This window comes from Limnospira indica PCC 8005 (assembly GCF_000973065.1).
Lineage (GTDB): Bacteria > Cyanobacteriota > Cyanobacteriia > Cyanobacteriales > Microcoleaceae > Limnospira > Limnospira fusiformis.
In genome coordinates this window covers 2,664,019-2,685,323 of the sequence record NZ_FO818640.1, presented here as the reverse complement: position 1 = coordinate 2,685,323, position 21,305 = coordinate 2,664,019, and the positions used below count along the sequence as shown (strand labels likewise).

The window sequence follows — 21,305 nt, the reverse complement described above, 5'->3', positions numbered from 1 at the left end:
AACAAATTTTAATTAATGTTAAAAATTCGCCCGATTCGAGGCAGGGGACTTGACTTTTGCCTGGGCTTCATGGTATATTTTAGATAATTGAGATATATGCTTTTTGTTCTGGGATAGACATATTACCATTATCTAACTATACATCTATCATAGCATTCCTCGCCGTCCCTGTCAACCTCTATTCTTTCCGCGCGAGGGTTGGTTAATTGAATAAAAAATCAAGTTATTCTTGAGCGCCAGCGGCTCTCAACAGCTTAACAATTTCGTGATGTCGGTTAAATTCGGCTAACATTAAAGCTGTACAACCCCCACGATGTTTAAGATTAATATTTGCACCGCGTTCAATGAGCAATTGAACTGCGAACTGATGACCACGATGAGCCGCCCACATCAAAGCTGTAGCTCCCTTTTCGTCCTGAAGATTCAGGTCAATTGGGGTAAGAAGTAGCCGTTCAATAATCGCCACATTTCCCACTTCAGCGGCGGTCATCAAGGGAGTTTTACCGCCTTCTGTAGTCAGATGAATATCGGCACCACTATTAAGCAGGATTTGTACAGCGTTTAAATCTCCCTGTCGGATAGCCAAAGAAAGAGGAGTTTCGCCACTAATTTTAGCATTAAGAAGAGCATCACGGCGATCGCGAGAAATACGAGGAACTAACAGAGTCATAATTTCACTATGTCCCTGGATAGCTGCCAACATCAGGGGGACATCGCCGAAGCGATTAACCGCGTGAACATCAGCACCCCAACCCAATAGGAGTTTCACCATATCCTGGTGTCCTTCTAGGACAGCCAAATGTAGAGCAGTTTCACCATCGCGATCGCCAGTATAAATATCAGCCCCAGCTTTAAGCAAGGCACTAGCGATAGATAATTGACCCTGAGCCGCCGCCGCCATGAGAGCGGTGCTACCATCGCTATTGCGGGCATTAACATTAGCCCCAGCTCGGATCAATAATTCTACCATTTGCCAATCTCCCCTATCAGTAGCCACCATAAGGGGAGTTTCCCCAGACTCATTACAGACATTGACATTTAAACCCATGTCCAGCCAGGTGGGGAGACCTTCAGGGCGACCAGAGGCAACCACCGGAAATAATATGCTCGAATCAGGTAATGGCTCTAAGGTAGCCCCAGCTTCCCGGAGGTCTTCAGCAATTTCGAGATGGTTTTGTGATAGGGCTAATTTCCAGGCTGTATCGCCGGAGCGATCGATGACATTAACATCAGCCCCATGGTGGCATAGCAATTTTACCATAGAGCGATCGCCCATCTGGGTAGCAGCCATGAGAGCCGTGCTACCGTCCTCATTTTGAGCATTGACATTAGCGCCGCTTTGTAGTAGAAAACGAGCGCAATCAAGTTGAGCATGAGCCGCCGCCACCATAAGGGCCGTGATACCATAGCGGCGACTAGCATAATTAACATCAGCTCCCCGTTGCACCAACACCCGCAAAATCTCCAAGTATCCTGCCTGTGCTGCCAACATTAACACCGTAACACCATCGCGATCTTTAGCGTTAGCATTTCCCCCCTTAGCCAGGATAGCGCGGGTGTTAATTAAATTACCCGTCTTAACCGCTCTAACTAAGGTACTGTCCCGCTGTGTTGTTGAACCCATGAAATGTTTTTCTCATCCCACTCGTTGGTTGGAGGACAGAACTACGATGACTCCATAATAGAGAACCCCGCAGTTGCCAATTGCATCTTCGCAGGATCTATCAAAAACAGTCAATCTTTTTAGCCCATAACATAAGCAAATTCCCACAGCCGGAAGATATCACAAACACAACTGATCAGTAATATGCTAAGTTTTATGAAGATTTCATCATTTTACCGATTCGGAGAACACTATGGATCTGCCAATTCCAGATACTATCAAACCCTACCTGAATTTTATTCACCCAGCGATTATGTGGGTGTTGTTAGCCCTAACAATTTACGCAATGTACCTAGGGGTGCAAATTCGGCGCACCAGGTCATCCGAGGGGGAACAGAAAAAAGAACTGATCAAGGGAAAATTCAATAGCAAACACTATCAAGTCGGGTCGCTGATCCTGGCTTTGATGGTGCTAGGCTCTATTGGTGGAATGAGTGTCACCTATATCAACAACCATAAATTATTTGTGGGTCCTCATCTCCTAGTAGGATTAGGGATGACTGGAATGGTGGCGGTTTCAGCTTCTCTGAGTCCCCTGATGCAAAAGGGGGTTAATTGGGCGCGATATACTCATATCGGCTTGAACACAGTATTGTTAGGACTGTTTTTGTGGCAAGCCCTAACAGGGGTAGAAATCCTGCAACGGATTATCAGCAATATGTAGTTTGACACTCCCCGCGCTAAAGCGACGGGGATTCTTCACTCAACGAGCCAACTTGCTCAGACAGGATTGCTCCAGCCAAAGTAGAGGTCGATTCTCCTGAAGCGTTGCTTGCGTCTAGCGCCAAAGTTCCGGTATGCCCTACCGTACTCAATCCCCGACTAAGGATGTTTCTCGCTGCATTATAGTCCCTGTCCATCACACATCCACATCGACAAACATGAGTTCGAGTGGATAAAGTCTTCTGCACAATGACACCGCAGCGAGAGCATTCCTGGCTTGTCCTGTGGGGTGGAACAGCAATAGTGCTCTTGCCGAACACCTTGCCCAAATATTCCAACCACACCCGAAACTGATACCAGGAAGCGTCGCTAATCGATTTAGCAAGGCTGTGATTTCGCACCATATTCCTGATTCTCAAATCTTCATAGGCTACCAAGTCGTTAGACTGGATTACGCATCTTGCCAACTTCACAGCCAAATCTTTACGCTGCCTACTTATCTTGAGATGGCGCTTGCCTAGAACCACCTTGGCCTTGGCTCGATTCTGACCCCCTTTCTTCCTTCTGGAAACAGTGCGCTGCGACTGCTTTAGTCGTGATTCACTTTTCCTGAGATGCCGGGGGTTTCCAACTGTTTCACCGTTGCTATCGGTGTAGAACTCTTTGAGTCCAACATCCAAGCCGATGGCTCGACCAGAGGGTTCAACAAATTCAGTCCGTTCTACACGAATACAGAACTGAACATAGTAGCCATCGGCTCTTTTGACGAGGCGAACTCGCTTAATCTGCTCTATTGGATAGAAATGCAGATCACGAGTGCCTTTGAGCTTTAGTCTACCAATGCCCTTCTTGTCGGTGAAGGTGATTGCCTTGCGATTCGAGTCTAACTTCCACCCAGAGGTTTTGTACTCTACCGAGCGGTTATTTTTCTTAAAAGAGGGAAACCCTTTCTTTCCGGGGATACCCTTCTTGCAGTTTTCGTAGAATCGAGAGATTGCACTCCAGGCTCTTTCTGCGGATGCTTGCCGAGCCATGCTGTTGAGTTCAGCAGCAAAAGGGAATTCCTTAGCAAGTTGAGCACATAGCTTTTGCAGGTCGTTCTGTCCAGTTCCCTGGTTGTCCATCCAATAACGGATGGCTTTGTTTCGGATGAACTGAACTGTTCTCACCGCCTCGTCTATGGCGCTGAATTGCTGGGGTTTTCCGTAGGCTTTGAACTCTAGTACAGTTAAACTAAGCCGGGTAGTCGCCCACCCGACTCGTCTCCAAAACCGGACTTGAGACTTTAACCTCATCCGGCTCCTCGATAACTTGGCTCTTGTCATGAGAACCGTGACTACCATCTAAGGCCGTCTTAACGTCGTGACAGTGACGGTGAAGAAGTTGGAGGTTCTTGTATGTATCCTTTCCGCCTTTCGACTTAGGGATGATGTGGTCGATTTCCATCACGTCTTCTTCCCGGAATGTTAGTCCGCAGTGGGCGCACTTCCCTTTTTGTTTCTTCAAGAGCTTTGACACCCTTGTAGGAATTCCTGGTTGTTTGCCCATTCTTGTACTCCAGTATTTAAGATTACCGTCGTATGGACTGGCTTCGCCTTTGACCTTGGTGTGGTGGATAATTGGTGTTTCTGCATGGCTTCGTAACTGCATCGGGTTTGACTCCGTGCGAGTCGCGAAAGCCCAATTTCTACTTCCAATCTTCCGCCAATATTTCCGAGCTACCCATTTCCCAGTCTTATTTGAGTGTCTTCTTTTTCCCCATCTGGCTAATTTCCAATAGAGGAGTTCGTCCAATTGGGAGAATATTTGTTTTGACACCGCAGTTGAGTAGTAGTTACTCCATCCCCTGATGACCGGATTAAGGTGCCTAATTAGCCCCTCTTGTGGTGCGACGATGTGAGAATCTACTATCTGTTTCAATTTCTGGTAATGGGACTTGACAGCCTTCTTGCTGGGTTTGATGATGGTTTTGAATCCTAGAGGCTCATTATGGGTATTCTTCCCGGTTTTGTATTTGCCAACTTTATGTTGTCGGATGTTAAAACCGAGAAAATCGAATCCCGGGTTATCACACTCTTGAGTGTGAGTGATATGAGTTTTTTTCCTCTTTGAGTTCTAATCCCATCCCTTTCAACCATTCCTGGATGTGGTCACGACATTTCTCGATTACCCCAAGGTTTTCGTGAATGATAACGAAGTCATCTGCGTATCTGATTAAGGATACTGCTCGTCTTCGATTGGTACGACTACCTTTTCCAGGTAGTTGTTCCACTAATTCCTTGATGCTCTCTTCCATGCCGTGGAGGGCAATATTTGCCAGTAGGGGACTTATTACGCCTCCCTGTGGTGTCCCCTCATCGGTCGGGAATAGCTGTCCAGAATCTATTACCCCAGCTTTTAACCATGCCCGGATTTGTCGTCTGATGGCGGGTATCGTTTCGAGCTTGTCCAATAGTTTGCCATGGTCAATCCTGTCAAAGCATTTAGCAATGTCGGCGTCTAATACCCATTTAGGTTTGCACCTAATGGCATTGAATATTGCCCCGATTGCGTCCTGACAAGACCTACCTGGTCTGAACCCGTATGAGTTAGGTTCAAATTTGGCTTCCCATTGGGGTTCGAGTGCCATTTTGACTAAGGCTTGTAATGCGCGGTCGTATATTGTGGGTATTCCTAATGGTCTCTTTTCGTCTCTTCCCGGTTTGGGAATCCATACCCGACGTGCGGGTTTGGCTTTTGAGTTGAGCTTCAATTGACCTACAAGGCGCATACGTGCTTTTGGGGATAGGGATTTAACCCCATCCACTCCTGCCGTCTTTTTGCCTTGATTATCTTGTGTAACCCGACGAGCCGCTAACATTCTGGCTGACCAGCTCTTCAGCAGTAACTTTTGGAGTCCGCGAACTGTTTTGATGTCACCACGACGTTCGGCTTGATGAATCCGTTTTTGCAGGCGGAAGACTCGACGTTCGATTGATTTCCAATCAACATCTTGCCATTCCAGCACCACCGTATTGTTTCCAATCGTTTTGGGCATTTCCATGCTACTAAGGCTCCATCTTCCAAGTTATCGTGAGTCCGTCAGCATATCCTGGGCATTACCCCAGACATTCGCTTCTGACTCAATCCTTCCTCACGTTGGCTTGCGGATGGTTTCCTACTCAGGATTTCGACCTTATTCCTGAGAGCAACAACGGAGGTTACTTCGTTCCAGATATCGATTGATTGTGCCTTTAGGATGCCACTTTACGCCGGGTTTATTTGGGTGTATGAGAGGTCTGTATGATATCAGCCTCCCCTTTATCCTTTAGCCATTTTGGCTCCTGCGTGTCAGTCTAATTTTCGCAGGTTTATAGTAACGACGCTTTCGGACGTGACTTCGTTTTCTATCCATGGACACTTGCTCAAGAGGGCGCCCGTTTAGACCCAGGCTTACTCCCTTTCATCCCCGCTTCACAGGTTGATGACCAGTCGCTACTGTGGGGGACGTGCTTTCACGCGATACACCTCGCGGGATGGACTTTCACCACCATCGATATCTAGTTGTCAAGGTTCAATGCCCTTTGGGGGCTGTGTTCCTTGCCCCGCCTACGTTTCAGGAATTTTCCTTCTACTTTTGGCGGGAACGAATCGCACATCATGGCTATATCCATGCACACAATATAAGCCGTCTTGGCAGGACGGCGACTCAAGTCGCCGTGTCGTCTTTCATCCCCGCGCTAAAGCGACGGGGCTTTCAGACTCCCGCACTATTGTCGTAAGTAAGTAGTAGTAGGGGTCGAGAGTAGAGTCGCCTCTACCCCCTCCCATACAAAACCGTGCGTGACAGTTTCCCATCACACGGCTCCTAATCTGACTGCTCCGTTGTTAAGGATACAGCTTTGGCGTTGTCTAACGCCGTTTTATCATCGTGACAGTGGCGGTGTAGTAGTTGGAGATTCTTATATTCATCCTTTCCACCTTGGTTTCGAGGTATAATGTGGTCTACTTCAACTAAATCCGGTGGTACGAAATATTGTCCGCACCAGGTACACCTACCTTTTTGCTTTTTGAGTAGTTTTGCTACCCTATTTGGCGTTTCAATTGCTTGTCCTTTCCTGGTTGCCCAGTAAGTCCAATTTCCGTCGTATGGTGTTGCGTCAGGGCGTATTGGGGTGTGTCTAACATTTGGAGTCCAACTATGTTGCCATAATGTGAATCCATCCTTGGTCTTGAATAACCAGGATTCATGTCTCTCTTTCCCATTGCTAAGTTTAACCGTTCCTTTGTGGAAGTAGTTTCCTAGCTTTTCGTAACTTGCCTTTCCGCATCTTGATGCTGTCCATGCCCGTAACATTAACCAGATGGTAGGGGTCGAAAGGAAAGTCACCTTTCCCAACTCCCATTCAAAACCGTGCTTGAAAGTTTCCCTTCACACGGCTCCTGATGTGGATACCCTCTTTGTCAAAGGAACAAGGTTACTACCCCCTGCTTTATGACTTCAACTTTGGGAGCTATATGCTTGCGTTAGTCTTTAAACTCGCTTTCGCCATTAAACTCTTACTTATCGCAGTCTCTATATCCATATCGTGACTAGTGGGCATATCCCAACCATTACAGTTAGGCATTGGCTTTCAGTCACATCCCTTCCCCTTATGGGCTTGCGCTTACACTTTTCACTACTCTACGAGATGTACTCGCAGAGAGCCCAACAGGGGTTTCAACGTTCCGTATATATGGGCATTCCATCTTTAGATTTGTCCTATCCACCGGGGTACATTTTAAAGGTCTGTGTAGGTGATGACATAATTACCCTACTTTTCCCCTTGTCCTTTTGGACGCAGCGTATCAGCCTATTTCGCCGCTAACTAGTTACGGTGGTTCAAGCCAGACATTCGGTTTCCCTAATCATGGATGGTTGGCAGTGGTCGCCTCTGGTAGTAGGTTCTACTTCACGCCTTCCGTTCCCCGCTTCAATCCCAGATTTGTGATTTCTGAAACTGGGGGTGGCTACCGCCTTTACTCTTTCCCAAATCACCCCAAGTGGGTTGAAATACTCCTCCTTGTAGTATACTTGGAAGATAAAAGTGTATTCTGTGATTTCTTAAATGGGATTGACCCTGAGTTCCCTGCCTTGCTTAGATTCACAACTCCCTAAGCGTCGGGACATATATACAGTTGAGGGGTTAGACCGATACTGAGTAACCGTGTAAAGGTCTAATTGCCCTCTAGGAGGTTATTTCGGCATTGCAGCCTTATTTGACTCCTAAACGTTTCGCACTATGTGGTCTAGTTTAATGAAGGTCTCTGATGAGACAACCCCTGAATAGTAGTTTGACCATCCCCTTATGATTGGGTTTAGTTTTCTAATCAGGGCTGATTGAGGTGCTGTTTTATGTTGTTTGATTACACCTTTAATCACTTCTGTGTGGGCTTTAACTGCTTTGTTGCTGGGTTTGATGTGGGTTTTGAAACCCAACATTTTATGTGGGGTCTTGTTAAATAGGAAGCCTCCTTTTCTTCTTCCCCTACTTTTTCCAGATTTATATTTTCCTACTGGATATTGCCTGATATTGAATCCTAGAAAATCAAATCCTGGTTCTTCTGTTTTGCCGTTATACTCAATGGGATTGAGTGTATGGCAAATTCGAGTCTTTTCGGGTTTAATTTCTAGTCCTACAGGTTTTAACCATTCGGAGATTGCAGTTTTGCACTGTTCAATGATTTCTAGTGATGGAGATATTACTACAAAATCATCAGCGTATCTGATTATTGTGGCTTGCACCACATTTTTCTTCTTAGGATACATTGTTTTTATGAGCCTAACCATCCCATCCAGTGCGATGTTGGCTAGGAGTGGACTTATTACCCCTCCTTGGGGTGTCCCTGCTTCTGTATCCTTAAATACACCGTTATCTAGCACGCCTGCTTTGAGCCATGATTTCAGGTCTCTTTTTAGACTGCTTGGACAATGAATTTTGGACAGAAGGTAATCATGGTTTATTCGGTCAAAACATTTAGCTATATCTGCATCCAGAACATAATAACCTCCTTTGTTGATACTCTGAAAGATTCTGGATATTGCATCGTGAGCAGACCTTCCCGGTCTGAATCCATAGCTTGTGTCTTCAAATCTCGATTCCCATTCAGGTTCGAGAGCCGACTTAACCAAGGCTTGCCTTGCTCTATCTTGGATTGTGGGTATTCCTAGAGGGCGTTTTTCATCCCTACCAGGTTTTGGAATCCACACCCTTCGCAGTGGTTTTACTTTGAGATTTCCTTTAATATTCTCAACAAGTTTAAACCTTTGTCTTGGCGAGATTGCTCTCATTCCATCGACTCCAGCCGTTTTCTTGCCTTGATTATCTTGGGTCACTCGCCGTACTGCTAGTAGACGGGCATAATATGATTTGCACAATAGACGTTGCAACCTTCTCGCTTTTGCGTCCTGTCCCGATTTAGCTGCTTGAAATATCCTCTTTTGGAGCTTGAAAACTTTTCTCTGAACTTTCGCCCAGGGAATTTGTTTCCATACAAACGCACGTCTTGATTAGCTTTGATTTCTCAAACCCTTTCTTTAAACTCGCTTTCGTCATAGTAACTCCTACTAGACTCTATTCTTTACAGTCAAACCGTGACCCGTCTGCATATCCCTATCATTACAATAGGGCGTTGGCTTCTGGTCACATCTCACCCCCTAATAGGCTTACGTTTACACTTATCACTACTAACTATCTCGACCAGATAATCAGAGCCTAAAAGGGGTTATAACGTTCCGTTTATATGGGCATTCCATCTTTAGACTTGTCCTATCCACCGGGGTACTTTTAAAGGTCTGTGAAGATGGTATGTCGAAACCTCTTCTTTTCCCCTTATTCTTTTGAACGCAGCGTGTCAACCTATTTCGCTGCTTAATAGTTACGATGGTTCAAGTCGGAGCATTCAGATTTCCTTAGTCATGGATGGTTGGCAGTGGTCGGATTATTGGGAATAGGTTTCCCTCACGCCTTCCGTTCCCCGCTTTAATCCCAGGGTTGTGAATCCTAAAATTGGGGGTGGCTATCGCCGTTACTCTCAACGCAATTGTTAAGGAATCATTAGGATTTCTAGCTTTGCGTCTTTGACCTTGAGTTCCTTGCCTTGTTTGTATATTTTTATACCAAACGTAGGATATATAAACAGTTATGGGATGGTCAGGATACGAGTTCCTTATATTTCACCAAGGGGTGAAAGTCCCACTAGGAGGTTATTTCAGGCATTGCAGCCTTATTTGACTCCTAAACGTCTCGCACCGTCATATCTATTATAGCCTAGACCCAGCTACGATAACCGGTGGGGGGTTGCTACCAAGGCATCAGCAATTATCCCCCCACCGCACCCTACAGATAACTAGCGGTTTTTACGTTTCTTGGGAAAGGGCAAGTTTTGGGTAGTGTGAAAGTCTAGTTGGGTTTTGTAACTAAGGCGACGAGAAACCTGTTTGACTATCTTCTTGAGAAGGCTATCTCCGGTTTTCTGAATTAGCGCCCGCGACATATCCAAAATGAACTTGGGGAACTTCACCCCCACAGCCAGATCTAAATGCCATTTAGCCCCAGTCACGATCGCCGGACAATTTTCCGGTTCCACTTGGTATTTCTCACAGACCTCCTCAACCGACAGTTGCACCAGTTTCATAGTCGATTGAAAATCCACCTCATAACCAGGGGGAACATAATCAGGAATTGGTGTCGTGCGGATACGATAGATTCCAGCTTCGTCTGGGGGGACTAATTCCAAGCCGACTCTAGCTTCTACTTGATAGCCAAAAGCCCCGAAACGTCCAATAATTAGGGAATAGGAGTTTTCGCCAATGGGTTCGGTTTTCATCGGTTGCGCGCATCGACAAAACCAACCTTGGTGATGTCCCAGATATTCGGCTACCGTCTCCCAATCCGCAAACATCTCCATACAGTCGTCGTAGTCCGTGTGAAACCACATTTGTTCTGGTTGTTCTGTGGAGTCTTGTTGTTCTGGGTCGGAAGGCTGCATATCACGGGGGTTATTTAGGTCTGGCTCAGATGCTGCTACTGGCTGAGATCTAACGAAATTTTGTGGCATGATGGGTTCTGATACATTTACGCGACATTTTTCCGGTTGTTCCCGGACAATGCGACGATAGCACTATTACCCGTTAAGGTAACAGAGGCGGTATCCCGCGAAGCTTTTAGAAAGATTCCAAAAGCACCGTTCCAGTCCCGTGGTAGAGTGAACCCGCACTCCGGACATCGGAACACTTTTGAGCCACCTAGCTGGGAATGGACATGACCACAGTGAGTACAGGTTTTGCTGGTGTATTCTTCGGTCACATCTACAACTGTTCAGTTATTTCCGCGCTTATGTCTCAGGGTTAGTTTGAATCGATAATGCGCCCATTTCAGCATGGCGCGGGCAGTCTTAGACCTGATTAGACGCTTCACCTTGGCAACCATATTGGAAGTCTCGAAGGGGGGCAAAAAAATCAGGCTGTGTTATGGGATGGCCAGGGATGCGACCCAATCAACCAAGGGGTTGAAGTCCTCACCGGGTAGTTATTTCGCCCATTTCAGCTCTATTTCATACCCGAAGGTCTCGCACCATACTTGGTATTATACCGTATTGCCGTAAAATGTTAACCTAATTTGAGATTAAATCATGCTCCTCGAATATGCCATTTGCTTCTATCTACTAGAATGCCTTGTAGCTCGGTAAAACCGCTACAATAAATCTACCATTATTTTTTTAGGAAAAATGGCTGGCATTTCACTGGGTTGAGCATAGGTGTAACAGATGAAGGCATTTGTAGCAGGTGCGACAGGTCAAACAGGTCGCCGAATTGTCCAGGCTCTTTGTGAACGGCAAATCCCTGTCCGCGCTATGGTTAGAGATTTGCAGAAGGCTAAGGGTATGTTTCCGGAGCAAGTCGAGATTGTAGTCGGGGATGTATTGGACCCGAAAACTTTGGTAGATTGTATCGGTGATAGTACGGTGGTTTTGTGTGCAACGGGTGCGACTCCCAGTTTCGACTTCACGAGTCCCTATCGGGTGGATTACGAGGGGACTAAGAATTTGGTCAATGTTTCTAAGGATAAGGGAATTCAGCATTTTGTAATGGTCTCGTCGTTGTGTGTGTCACAGTTGTTTCACCCTCTCAATCTGTTCTGGTTGATTTTGCTGTGGAAGAAACAAGCTGAGGAGTATCTACAAAATAGCGGGTTGACTTATACTATTGTTAGGCCTGGGGGTTTGAAAAATGAGGAGACTGATTATCCCATTGTTATGGGGGCCCCGGATACTTTGTTTGATGGCAGTATTCCCCGGACTCAGGTGGCTCAAGTGTCTGTAGAGGCTTTATTTGTGCCAGAGGCTGGTAATAAAATTGTGGAAGTTGTCAGTAAACCGGGAGAACCACAAAACTCCCTCTCTCAGTTGTTCGCTAGTGTGCCTTAATGGTTGATTATGCACCAATCAAGATCCCCTAGAAGACGCGATCGCCGTGTGGTGCGATCGAAAACTATAGCAGGCGGCGATTTGACTCCTGAAATGATGCCATCACCATTGGCGGGGATGCCATATCGACGGACTCGGCGCAGAGGAGGGTTATTCAAACTTCTCTTACTGAGTTTTTTGCTACTCTGGGGGGTCGGTTGGCTATGGGGTCAGGTTGTTACCCGATTTGGTGAAGGTCGGGTGGCGATCGACCACCATCTTAGTAATGAATGGCCACCGTTAGTCATGCGCGGAGGTGATCCTTACATTAGATCTCTTATGCGGACGATTTCAGCCAGTGAGTCTAATTATCCGCGACCCTATCATGTCATTTACGGTGGCAAGTATGTCTCAGATTTGAGTCACCACCCCGATCGCTGTGTTACCATTGTTGCTGGACCCAATCAAGGTAAATGCACCACGGCGGCCGGACGTTACCAGTTTTTATCATCTACCTGGGAACAGATGGCCGAGCGCTACCATCCCAAACCTGCCAGATTTTGGTATTGGCATCCCTATAGTTTTGAGCCAGAATATCAAGACCTAGTGGTTTATCGTTGGTTATTGGATCAGGAGTTTTGGGGTGTCGATATTTCCCGAATGTTACAAGAGGGACGACTCAATGAAGTTTTGAAGTTGCTCTCAGGAACTTGGACCAGTTTAGGATATGGGATTGAGGATAATATGATGACCAGTTCCCTCCCCAGGGTTTATGAACAAGTCCTGCAAGAGGAACTCTATCTCTCCGAGTAAAAGCACATCCATTTCATCCCCAGAGTTAGATCCATTCGCTTTCATCCCCGCATCCCTTCCCTTTAGGTGGGTGTCGGGATGACAGCCAGGCGGTTGCGAGTCACGCTCAGAGTTATTATCATAAGAAGTATTGGTGCGAGACGTTTAGGAGTGAAATAAGGCTGCAATGCCTGAAATAACCTCCTAGAGGGAGATAAACTAACTCGACCAGTTTACCCCTTAACTGTATATATGTCCCAACGCTTAGAAGTCGTGACTCTAAGCAAGGCAGGGAACTCAAGGTCAATCTCATTTTAAGAAATCGCAATGTACCATCCAAGTATTACCTAGGAGGAGTATTATAACTCACTTGGGGCGATTATGGGAAAGAGTAAAGGCGATAGCCACCCCAAGTTTCAGAAATCACAAATCTGGGATTTAAGCGGGGAACGGAAGGCGTGAAGGAAAACCCATTCCCAAAATCCGACCACTGCCAACCATCCATGATTAGGGAAACCGAATGTCTGGCTTGAACCATCGTAATTATGAAGCAGCGAAATAGGTTGACACGCTGCGTCCAAAAGGACAAGGGGAAAAGTAGGAGGCTCAATTTACTACCTACACAGACCTTTAAAGATACCCCGGTGGATAGGACAAATCTAAAGATGGAATGCCCATATATACGGAACGTTTAAACCCCTATTGGGCTCTCTACGAGTACATCTCGTAGAGTAGTAAAAAGTGTAAGCGTATGCCCATAAGGGGAAGGGATGTGACTGAAAGCTAATGCCTAACTGTAATGGTTGGGATATGCCCACTAGTCACGGTGTGGATATAGAGACTGCGACAAGTAGGAGTGCTTATGACCAGAGCGAGTTTAAAGACTACGTAGTGTATATAGCTCCCAAAGTTGAAGTTATAAAGCAGGGGGTAGTAACCCTGTTCCTACTGACAATAGGGTATCCACATCAGGAGCCGTGTGATGCGAAAGTATCAAGCACGGTTTTGAATGGGAGTTGGGGAAGGCGACTTCCCTTTCGACCCCTACCAGCGACAGTGTGGCGACTGGGAGGGTAGACAATCCGCCACGATCAACCCAGTGCTGCTAGTTTATTATTGGGAAATTTTTACCAAAATGCTTGACATCATACCCAACTATTGATAAACTCAAAATGGTGGGACTATGAGCAAGCATAGCTGTTTTTTAGTAGACGTCAGCACCCCCGGCTGAAGCACGGGGGCTTCGTGCCCCCCTTTCAGGTAGCTGACCAGCTTAAGCCTTAACTGGCTCCGTTCAGAGCAAGAGTTAAAGTTCCTACCCTGGAATGCGTGCTAGTTCCAGGCTCATGAACCGAATCGTTAAACATCTCTAAGGGGTTCAGGACGTGCGATTTGGATAGTACCGACTCTGAACATTGGCGTTCGCGCAGCGTGCGCGTTAGCGCAAGCGCAAACATTACCCCACAAGGGAGTCGGAGCCAACCATAGCTCCATGGAGGGGCAACCATACCCCTCCACCCCGCAAGGGGGTGCTGGCGGCTAAAGCCGCTTGAGTCGGTTTTCCTCTCCGTGATAAATCACGGAGCTTCCAACCCTCCCAGGAGTTTTACGTGAAGTGAATCGCCTGTATATCCTGGTTTTCCCAAGGCGATTTGTAGGTGTCAATTGTGCTGTTTATACTTTCCTGTTATGGTGCGATCGAAAGATGCCTCCACGTCTGATTTTTCAGATTGTGCCATACTCATAAACTTCCGGCTATGGCCATGTTTTTTCCGATTTCAGTGTATCTAAACACATCAATATGATGTTTGATAAATCATCTGGTCGGGTCGGGTTGTAGTTAAATTAGCAAGGTTTACTAAATATCATGAAAACCAAAATTCTGGCTCTCAAAAAGCGAATTCAAGCCATTATTGACCCCCATAAAAGCCAGGAAGACAGAGAGCGTGATGCCGCTAAATACTTAATAATATCACAGCCGAATAGTGGTAGAACTTGGCTGCGGGTAATGATTGGAAATGTCTTCCAATCGTTATCAGGCTTGAATAATATAGACCCTGAAAATATTTCCTATTTTGCCGAATTAAGTCCTAAAATTCCTTATGTAAAAGCCGTCCACGAGCGATTTAAGAATCCAGAGGATTACCGAGACAAGAACATAATTTTATTAGTTCGAGATCCCAGAGATGCTGTGATATCTAACTATTTTCTGAAAACCAAGAGAGATAAAAGTCCTAAATGGATTCAGAAGAGTTTATCTGAATTCATTCGCGAAGGGTATTATCTGGACGACTTCATCGCTTTATGTAATGCCTGGAAGGGATATCATGATCTACCTAAATCATTTTTGCTATTACGATATGAGGATATCCGTCAAGAAACTCAGAGAGAGTTGACAAAAGTCATGAAATTCTTGGGTTTACAAGTTAGTGACAGCTTGATTCAAGAAGCAGTCAAACGGGCATCATTTGAGCAAATGAGAGAGAAAGAAACTCAGAGAAAGTTGCCAAACGAAACCCATCCCAATATCGATCAAGAATCCTTAAAAGTCAGAGAAGCAAAGGTCGGAGGGTATCAAGATAAGATCTCACTAGAGGACATCGATTTTATCGAGAAAAAACTTGCTCAGGAGTTAGACCCCAATTATGGTTATAATTACTTTACAAAACAACACAAATGATAACTACCTTCAACTCTAATCTATAGTAAGATGGGATATATAGCCATAGTAGGGACAAATCATGATTAACCGTGATAAAGATTTTTGTTTTTGTACCTTGGCTCTGGGTGAAAAGTACCGACGGTTAGTGAAACAACTGGCTCAGGATATCCAACAGTATTCTCCAGGAACTTCATTAGTCGTTTATACAGACTTACCGGAAGATTTAAGGGATCAAAACAATATTTTAGCGTTTCCTCATCAGTCTCAGGGTGTCCTCTACTGTTTCCACGATCGCCGTTTCGTAATTGAAAAGGCTTTGTCATTATTTCGGGTTGCTATTCATATTGATGCCGATACAACAATTATTGAAGAAGTGCCGGAAATAGATTGGCAGCCTGGAATCACATCTGGCCAAGGTAAATTCCAAAATATTATCGGCCATCTTGATGCGAAAGAGAAATATCTGGGAGAAAAAATACCGAAAGAACGAGAAGCTTTTCACAAAATAGCCTCCAAACTAGGGATTTCCTTAGAGAATACCTTTTGGATTCAAGAAGCTCTGTATATTGTGGCGAGGGATGAAGGCAGAGAAAAAGAGTTTATTAAACAGTGGGGTAGAATTGGCAGATATTTGGAATTGAGACAAATTCATCGAGGAGATGGAAATGCGATCGGTTTAGCGGCTGCTAAGGTGGGATGGACTGTTAATACCCACGGTTTTCAAGATTTAATTAAAGTGAGGAGACACCTGGATGCTTCTAAAGACCCAACGGAAAAACTGCCTAATTCTCAACTTAAAACCATGGGAGACGAACTTAAATTTAAACTGAAGTACCACTCAAGGTTAAACTTGGCTCGCATTAAAGCCTTGAAAGATTGGGAATTTTATTATGGTTAGAATCTGCCAACTTGTCTTTACTAATAAGGAAAAATAAATGGATATTTCCCAACCAGAAATTATTAAGGAAGAGCTGCATCAGGCTTTAGGAAACGTAGGAAGTTTTGAAAAATGTGCATTGCTTAACTACCCCAATTATGGCAATATAGGAGACCATTTAATTTGGCTAGGAGCAATTTTGTATCTAACTGACGTGGTTGGCTGTACCATCAACCATGTCGCAGTTCAGAATTTATCAAAAGGTCAGATTGAGCCAAAGCTCGACAAACAATCTCCTCTAATCTTTACGGGTGGAGGGAATTTAAACGATATTTATAAACATATAAATTTTTATGAAGAGATTATTTCGGAGTATGGCGATCGCCCAATAATTATCCTACCCCAAAGCATTTATTTTACGGAGCAGGAACGTTTAAATAAGGTCGCTAATATATTTAACTCCCACCCCAATCTAACCATATTTGCGCGAGAAAATTACAGTTACAATATCGCTCTTGAATATTTCCATAGCTGTCGAGTTTTCTTAGCTCCCGATATGGCTTTTCAACTGGTTAATATGCCAGGTTTACCAAACAAAAATCATCGTTCTAATTCTATCCTGTACCATTGTCGAACTGGGAAAGAGTTAAACAAAGACTCAGCGCCAAAAACCCTGAATTTGCCGAATGTGGTGACACAGGATTGGGCATCCTACGAGTATCAAGGTACTCCCAGTGCTTGATCGTTGAAAGGCTTAACCACTCTCATTCAACAAGGTAGATTAAAGGAATGGTTTTCTCGGCAACAGTGGAAGTTATTCCATCCCTACGTTGTCAAATTTCAGCAAATGGATAACCCATCTTGGCACTTGAACTCCTGGAAATTTATGCATGATGGAGTTTATCAGTTTAAACCTCACGGTTTAGTAATTACCAACCGTCTCCACGGTCATATACTTGGCATTTTATTAGAAATTCCCCACGTTTTTTTAGCCAATTCTTACTATAAAAATCAATCATTTTATGAAACTTGGACTCACGAAATTCCCTTTTGTAAATTTGTTCAAGATGCCTCAGATGTCGAAAATGCTGCTAGAGAAATATTGAAAATATATCCGATTTAACTTAGAATGCATGGATGAATGAACCAAAGTTTCAGAGGCAATTGCATTGATAATTAGTTTTTACTGCCCAATGATTTCCAAACATTTTTTGACTTGTTCAGACTCATTTTTAATAAATGCGTCTGGACGCTGATATTGGTTGAAAATTTTCTCCATCCGGTCTAGTCCAATCTCTCCCAGGACATCGACCCTTCTTTCCTGTGGTAATACCCCAGTTTTCTGAAGATAGTTGTCAATTTTAGAGCCAGATTTTTGGATACCTATATTGGGAACTCCTAAAATATCAGCAATGATAATGGAGTGCAGTCGGTTTCCGAGGTGAAAGTCCATTTCACTTAAAATTTTGATAAATTCTTGCGGTTCTTGCCATGAATGTAATTGGCAATTTTTCTCTGGCAGATACTTCCTCAAAAATTCATGAAACCGATTGTCATTTGTTTCGTCTCCCACATGACTGGGAAGTAAATGAATAACTGAGTTATATTTTTCAATAACTGGAATCAACTGTTTGGCATAAAACTCCCCTCTTCCTTCTCCCCACCAATATTTACCAGAAAATGATATATTTTTGAATTCAGACCTATTTTTTGTCGCGATAAATGGTTCGTAAAAAGTGAGTTCTAAAAAAGCCAAATCTCCTCCCAAACAAATAAATTGTGTATTCTTAAAATTATTTAAAGCCAGTTCATAAGAATACTTATCTCTCAGGTAGAGCAAATAGCACTTGTCAAATAACTGGTAGCTTTCGGAATTACTCCCTTCCAAACCCACTCCCAAAAAACCAAAGCCTTTGCCCATTAATTTGGATAAGGTTTTCAGCCTCAATAAATTTTTAGGGGGGCTACTTCCAATATTTAATGTACCCCCTCCCCAAAAGATATAATCACTGCGTAAAATCAATCCCAGCTTCTTTAATTTGGGCAAGTTTGATTCGGAAAAATAAATAACTTTTTCGCTAATTTTGGGGTAATAATCTTCCTTGCATAAAACGAAAACTTTGCCGACGTTAGATTGGCAGGAAAAATAATTGGTTAGCTGTTTGACAAACAAATCATCGCCGATATTTCTTTGTCCGTAATATCCGATTAGCAGGATGTTCATTGGCTTCTGTTCTTGGTTTTGCATGGGAAACCTTAATTTTGATGCCGACTGGGGACCAAATTATGATAAACCCCGTTTAATTTTACGGATTTTTGAGATGACGCGATCGCTTATTTTAGCGATCGCATTCTTAAGGTTTCTCTGTACCTGAACCAACCAACTCGGTGGCTTCAACTGAGGACGGTCTGACGGTGATTTCAAATATCGATAATGCAAAAACACATCCTGATAAGGAATTTTGACATCCTCACCACCGCAAAGCTGAGTAAACTTACCAGCAGATATGCTCATAAAATGAATGTAAGTAATTTTCTGACCTTTATCATAAAGCACGTTATCCACGACATCAAAAGTAGAAGACCAGTGGCTTCCGGTGGCTTGTTCTAAATTATGGTAGGCAAAATTGTAGAAAGAAATACCACTCCGAGAAACCATGTAATTATAAAGGGGTTGATCCGAGCCTCGTAACGACAAAACTTCGGCATCACCGGATTTCAAGTAATTAAGTAACTCGGCTATTTTTGCGGGGTTAAAAACTCCTTTTTTTGAAGCAAACCATCCCGCACAAAAAATCTGAGATTTGGCTTTTTCTAAGCCGATAACTTTGTCCAAAATCTCGATTTTTTCGGGATTATAAATATAGTGCATCTCCGATTTATATTGAAAATCATTGACCACCCAATCATAATCATTGAGTTTCTGATAAATTGGATCAACTGAGTTCATTAATAGGGTGTCTGCATCCATATAAATGAATTTATCAAAAGGCCCATCAAAACTGCATAACTTTCTGACAAAATTAACCCGACGAACTTCAGGTTTGCCCTGCTCTTTCCAAACCTTTTGGGCGGTTTGATTGGCTTTCCAGGCTTGAGTCATAAAGTCTTCCCAAAAAGCAATTGATTCTTGATTGTCAAACAAAGTGACATGGTTACGTTTAGCCACTTCCGCACGAATTTTATCTAACTGATTATTGTAAGGAATAATACATACGGGTAGTTCTCGACCTTCATTGACTTCAATGCTATTCAGTAAAGCAACGAGTTGGTCGTAAACGACATCATTGGCAAAAGTATAGATACCGTCTGTCATAGGTTTAGTCCTTGTCTAGGTCTAGTTTTTTAGGGTTTTAGAAAAGAAAATAAGCGGCTCAGTTTCCTCTGCCATGCTGGTTTTCCTTCATGGAGATAACGATAATATTCCCAGATATCCCAATAGTTTTGCCCAGGATTTAAGGGAGTACCTGCCCAGTGAAGGTACTTTAAAGGTTTCTCCTTATCATACAGGATATGGTTCCGCTCCTGAAAGTGTTTAGAACCGGCCCAACTCCCGACATCTCCTCCGGGACGCTTGACCAAATTACCACGTTTGGGAATATGTTTGAGTACCAGATAGTTAAAAATTGGCTGGTCGGTGACACCCTGTGTAAAGTCAAAATACTCCCGGTGTTGGGAGCATTCCTGCAAGGTGTGGTATAGTTTATCTAAGGTAATTGCACCCTTTTTAGAAGCCCAAAAACCGCTGTTAAAGACATCTTCTAAATCGGTTTCACTGAAGATATTTTGTTCGATAACGACGGGGGAAAAAATATTCCGCAATTTTTCGCCAGCGTGATGATAGTCACAGCAGAAAAAATCGACCTCGGATAAATAATCGAGGTTAGCTGCAATGTCTTCAAAAACAATAATATCAGTGTCAATATAAAGGAAATCTTGTAGCGGCCCAAACCAGACGGCCAGCTTTCGCATTTTATTGGGGAGTTTGAGAAAATCTCTGTCAAAAATTGCTCCCACTTTTTGGGTTAATTCTTCGAGGAATTCTAAGTTAGGAAATAGCTGCACATCATGGAGACGATTTAAGGTGTTAAAAACTTGATGATATTCCTCATTAAAGGGAATCATCACCACGGGAACACTCTGATTATGGCGACGAATGCTATTCAGGAGGGCGATCGCATTTTCCTGGACGCGATCGTTGGCGACAATATAAATTCCTCGGGTCATAAATTCTCCTATTCTTAACGAGTTAATTTCAATTTTCTGAGAATTCGTTTCATCAAACTCTGCCGGGTTTCTGAATTCTCAGTTTTTGGGGGTGTGGTAAACACTGGACGCTGCTCCGGTTCGTGGAGATAGCGATAGTGCAGAAACACATCCCGATATGGAAAACCAAGATTTTCACCCGCACAAACGCGAGAAATTAACTCAGGTTGAACACCGATATAATGGATGTAAGTGAGTCGATTGCCTTTATCATACAAGATGTGGTCTTGTTCTTCAAAATGTTTGGAAGTGGCGCTGCACCCGGTCTTTTGTGAGTCTGGCAAACCTTTGGCAAAATTGTAACTGGGAATTCCAGAACGCATGACCATATAATTGAGCAAGGGCTGTTCCCCCGCCCCCGGATAGAGAATCTCATACTCTCCCGCTTTTAACTTCGATAACAGATCGTTTCTGGTTGCTTCGTCAAATACCCCGCGCTTAGAACCGTAGAAACCGGAACAGAATATTTCTGAATCGATCCTCTGTTTGTCAAAAACTTCTGGCAATTTTGGGGACTGTAAGTTATAGATTTTAGTCGGATCTGTGAACTGAAAATCATACACTACCCAGTCATACTCTTGTAACTTGTCGAACACGGGATCTAAAGAGTTCATGACCAGGGTATCGGCATCCATATAAATGAATTGGTCAAAAGGACCATCGAAGGCACAAAACCGCCGATGAGCGCCATATAATCTAAATTTCTCTTTATTCAGTCTTTCTGGAGCCGCCGCGGCCATAAAACTATCCCAACGCTGGATTGATTCCTTATCATCGTAAAGGGTGACGTTAGGTCGCTTGGCAATTTCGGCGGCAATTTTTTCGATGCGATCATCAAATGGATAGATACAAACGGGGGTTTCTGGACCCAAAATTGCATCTATACTGTTGAGAAGTCCTACTAACTGATCATAAACAACATCGTTACCTAGACTGCAAATACCACGCATAATTCT

General features: G+C 44.0%; 14 protein-coding genes and 5 pseudogenes. 7 read left to right on the top strand and 12 right to left on the bottom strand.

Translation table 11 applies throughout. The features are described 5' to 3' along the window. Positions 1–223 precede the first annotated feature (223 nt). Complete coding sequence (locus tag XZ46_RS11705) at positions 224–1,624, bottom strand: ankyrin repeat domain-containing protein (protein ID WP_048895062.1); 1,401 nt, start codon at positions 1,622–1,624, stop codon at positions 224–226. Positions 1,625–1,856: 232 nt separating this feature from the next. Between XZ46_RS11705 and XZ46_RS11700 the strand changes: the two genes are divergently transcribed. Then, positions 1,857–2,327, top strand: coding sequence for a DUF4079 domain-containing protein (locus tag XZ46_RS11700; RefSeq protein WP_006619778.1), 471 nt, complete (start codon positions 1,857–1,859; stop codon positions 2,325–2,327). A 16-nt stretch (positions 2,328–2,343) separates the two neighbouring features. On the opposite strand, the gene XZ46_RS11695 is transcribed toward XZ46_RS11700, so the two are convergent. The 6 genes and pseudogenes from XZ46_RS11695 to XZ46_RS29270 all read right to left on the bottom strand — a co-directional run. Next, on the bottom strand, positions 2,344–3,507 hold the full coding sequence (locus XZ46_RS11695) for an RNA-guided endonuclease InsQ/TnpB family protein (protein WP_048895411.1): 1,164 nt from the start codon (positions 3,505–3,507) through the stop codon (positions 2,344–2,346). A 52-nt stretch (positions 3,508–3,559) separates the two neighbouring features. Beyond that, positions 3,560–5,363 (bottom strand): annotated as a pseudogene (gene ltrA, locus XZ46_RS36585) (group II intron reverse transcriptase/maturase). 810 nt (positions 5,364–6,173) lie between these two features. Then, positions 6,174–6,671, bottom strand: a pseudogene (locus XZ46_RS11685) (HNH endonuclease); the annotation flags it as partial. A gap of 912 nt (positions 6,672–7,583) precedes the next feature. Continuing rightward, a pseudogene (ltrA, locus tag XZ46_RS11680) lies at positions 7,584–8,901 on the bottom strand (group II intron reverse transcriptase/maturase); the annotation flags it as partial. 793 nt (positions 8,902–9,694) lie between these two features. Next, entirely contained in the window at positions 9,695–10,405 is a 711-nt protein-coding gene (locus tag XZ46_RS11675) for a DUF1997 domain-containing protein (RefSeq protein ID WP_006625806.1), read from the bottom strand. Positions 10,406–10,422: 17 nt separating this feature from the next. Next, positions 10,423–10,815, bottom strand: a pseudogene (locus XZ46_RS29270) (zinc ribbon domain-containing protein); the annotation flags it as partial. Positions 10,816–11,113: 298 nt separating this feature from the next. On the opposite strand from XZ46_RS29270, the gene XZ46_RS11670 reads away from it, so the two are divergent. Together XZ46_RS11670 and XZ46_RS11665 are read left to right on the top strand one after the other, a co-directional pair. Then, complete coding sequence (locus XZ46_RS11670) at positions 11,114–11,773, top strand: NAD(P)H-binding protein (RefSeq protein WP_006625809.1); 660 nt, start codon at positions 11,114–11,116, stop codon at positions 11,771–11,773. Positions 11,774–11,782: 9 nt separating this feature from the next. Continuing rightward, positions 11,783–12,565, top strand: a complete 783-nt coding sequence (locus XZ46_RS11665; protein ID WP_008052442.1) for a glycoside hydrolase family 24 protein — start codon at positions 11,783–11,785, stop codon at positions 12,563–12,565. A 1,435-nt stretch (positions 12,566–14,000) separates the two neighbouring features. On the opposite strand, the pseudogene XZ46_RS36580 reads toward XZ46_RS11665, so the two are convergent. Continuing rightward, positions 14,001–14,209: pseudogene (locus XZ46_RS36580) on the bottom strand (hypothetical protein). 202 nt (positions 14,210–14,411) lie between these two features. Here XZ46_RS36580 and XZ46_RS11655 point away from each other — a divergent pair. From XZ46_RS11655 to XZ46_RS36570, 4 genes are all read left to right on the top strand, one after another. Continuing rightward, positions 14,412–15,224: a sulfotransferase domain-containing protein gene (locus tag XZ46_RS11655; protein ID WP_008053647.1), complete on the top strand. Its 813-nt coding sequence runs from the start codon at positions 14,412–14,414 to the stop codon at positions 15,222–15,224. 61 nt (positions 15,225–15,285) lie between these two features. Beyond that, positions 15,286–16,104 (top strand): hypothetical protein, encoded by an 819-nt coding sequence (locus tag XZ46_RS11650; protein WP_006625814.1) that lies wholly within the window; start codon positions 15,286–15,288, stop codon positions 16,102–16,104. Between the two features lie 37 nt (positions 16,105–16,141). Continuing rightward, on the top strand, positions 16,142–16,825 hold the full coding sequence (locus XZ46_RS36575; RefSeq protein ID WP_008050658.1) for a polysaccharide pyruvyl transferase family protein: 684 nt from the start codon (positions 16,142–16,144) through the stop codon (positions 16,823–16,825). Between the two features lie 3 nt (positions 16,826–16,828). Next, positions 16,829–17,206 (top strand): polysaccharide pyruvyl transferase family protein, encoded by a 378-nt coding sequence (locus XZ46_RS36570; protein ID WP_008050657.1) that lies wholly within the window; start codon positions 16,829–16,831, stop codon positions 17,204–17,206. A 60-nt stretch (positions 17,207–17,266) separates the two neighbouring features. On the opposite strand, the gene XZ46_RS11640 is transcribed toward XZ46_RS36570, so the two are convergent. Genes XZ46_RS11640 through XZ46_RS11625 form a run of 4 tightly spaced genes read right to left on the bottom strand, consistent with a single transcriptional unit; the run spans position 17,267 to position 21,299 of the window. Then, positions 17,267–18,331 carry a polysaccharide pyruvyl transferase family protein gene (locus XZ46_RS11640; RefSeq protein ID WP_006625816.1) on the bottom strand — a complete coding sequence of 355 codons (1,065 nt, stop codon included), beginning with the start codon at positions 18,329–18,331 and terminating at the stop codon, positions 17,267–17,269. A gap of 36 nt (positions 18,332–18,367) precedes the next feature. Continuing rightward, the gene (locus tag XZ46_RS11635; protein ID WP_006625817.1) at positions 18,368–19,399 is read right to left on the bottom strand and encodes an Npun_R2821/Npun_R2822 family protein; all 1,032 of its coding nucleotides are present in this window, start codon (positions 19,397–19,399) and stop codon (positions 18,368–18,370) included. A gap of 29 nt (positions 19,400–19,428) precedes the next feature. Then, complete coding sequence (locus XZ46_RS11630; protein ID WP_006625818.1) at positions 19,429–20,310, bottom strand: Npun_R2821/Npun_R2822 family protein; 882 nt, start codon at positions 20,308–20,310, stop codon at positions 19,429–19,431. Positions 20,311–20,324: 14 nt separating this feature from the next. Further along, complete coding sequence (locus XZ46_RS11625) at positions 20,325–21,299, bottom strand: Npun_R2821/Npun_R2822 family protein (protein ID WP_008050656.1); 975 nt, start codon at positions 21,297–21,299, stop codon at positions 20,325–20,327. Positions 21,300–21,305 lie beyond the last annotated feature (6 nt).

Excerpts from the sequence above, each read along its gene's own strand:
- XZ46_RS11705 (WP_048895062.1), bottom strand. The coding sequence starts at position 1,624 with ATGGGTTCAACAACACAGCGGGACAGTACCTTAGTTAGAGCGGTTAAG.
- XZ46_RS11640 (WP_006625816.1), bottom strand. The coding sequence starts at position 18,331 with ATGCAAAACCAAGAACAGAAGCCAATGAACATCCTGCTAATCGGATAT.
- XZ46_RS11635 (WP_006625817.1), bottom strand. The coding sequence starts at position 19,399 with ATGACAGACGGTATCTATACTTTTGCCAATGATGTCGTTTACGACCAA.
- XZ46_RS11655 (WP_008053647.1), top strand. The coding sequence starts at position 14,412 with ATGAAAACCAAAATTCTGGCTCTCAAAAAGCGAATTCAAGCCATTATT.
- XZ46_RS11625 (WP_008050656.1), bottom strand. The coding sequence starts at position 21,299 with ATGCGTGGTATTTGCAGTCTAGGTAACGATGTTGTTTATGATCAGTTA.
- XZ46_RS11670 (WP_006625809.1), top strand. The coding sequence starts at position 11,114 with ATGAAGGCATTTGTAGCAGGTGCGACAGGTCAAACAGGTCGCCGAATT.
- XZ46_RS11650 (WP_006625814.1), top strand. The coding sequence starts at position 15,286 with ATGATTAACCGTGATAAAGATTTTTGTTTTTGTACCTTGGCTCTGGGT.
- XZ46_RS11630 (WP_006625818.1), bottom strand. The coding sequence starts at position 20,310 with ATGACCCGAGGAATTTATATTGTCGCCAACGATCGCGTCCAGGAAAAT.
- XZ46_RS11665 (WP_008052442.1), top strand. The coding sequence starts at position 11,783 with ATGCACCAATCAAGATCCCCTAGAAGACGCGATCGCCGTGTGGTGCGA.
- XZ46_RS11700 (WP_006619778.1), top strand. The coding sequence starts at position 1,857 with ATGGATCTGCCAATTCCAGATACTATCAAACCCTACCTGAATTTTATT.
- XZ46_RS36575 (WP_008050658.1), top strand. The coding sequence starts at position 16,142 with ATGGATATTTCCCAACCAGAAATTATTAAGGAAGAGCTGCATCAGGCT.
- XZ46_RS11675 (WP_006625806.1), bottom strand. The coding sequence starts at position 10,405 with ATGCCACAAAATTTCGTTAGATCTCAGCCAGTAGCAGCATCTGAGCCA.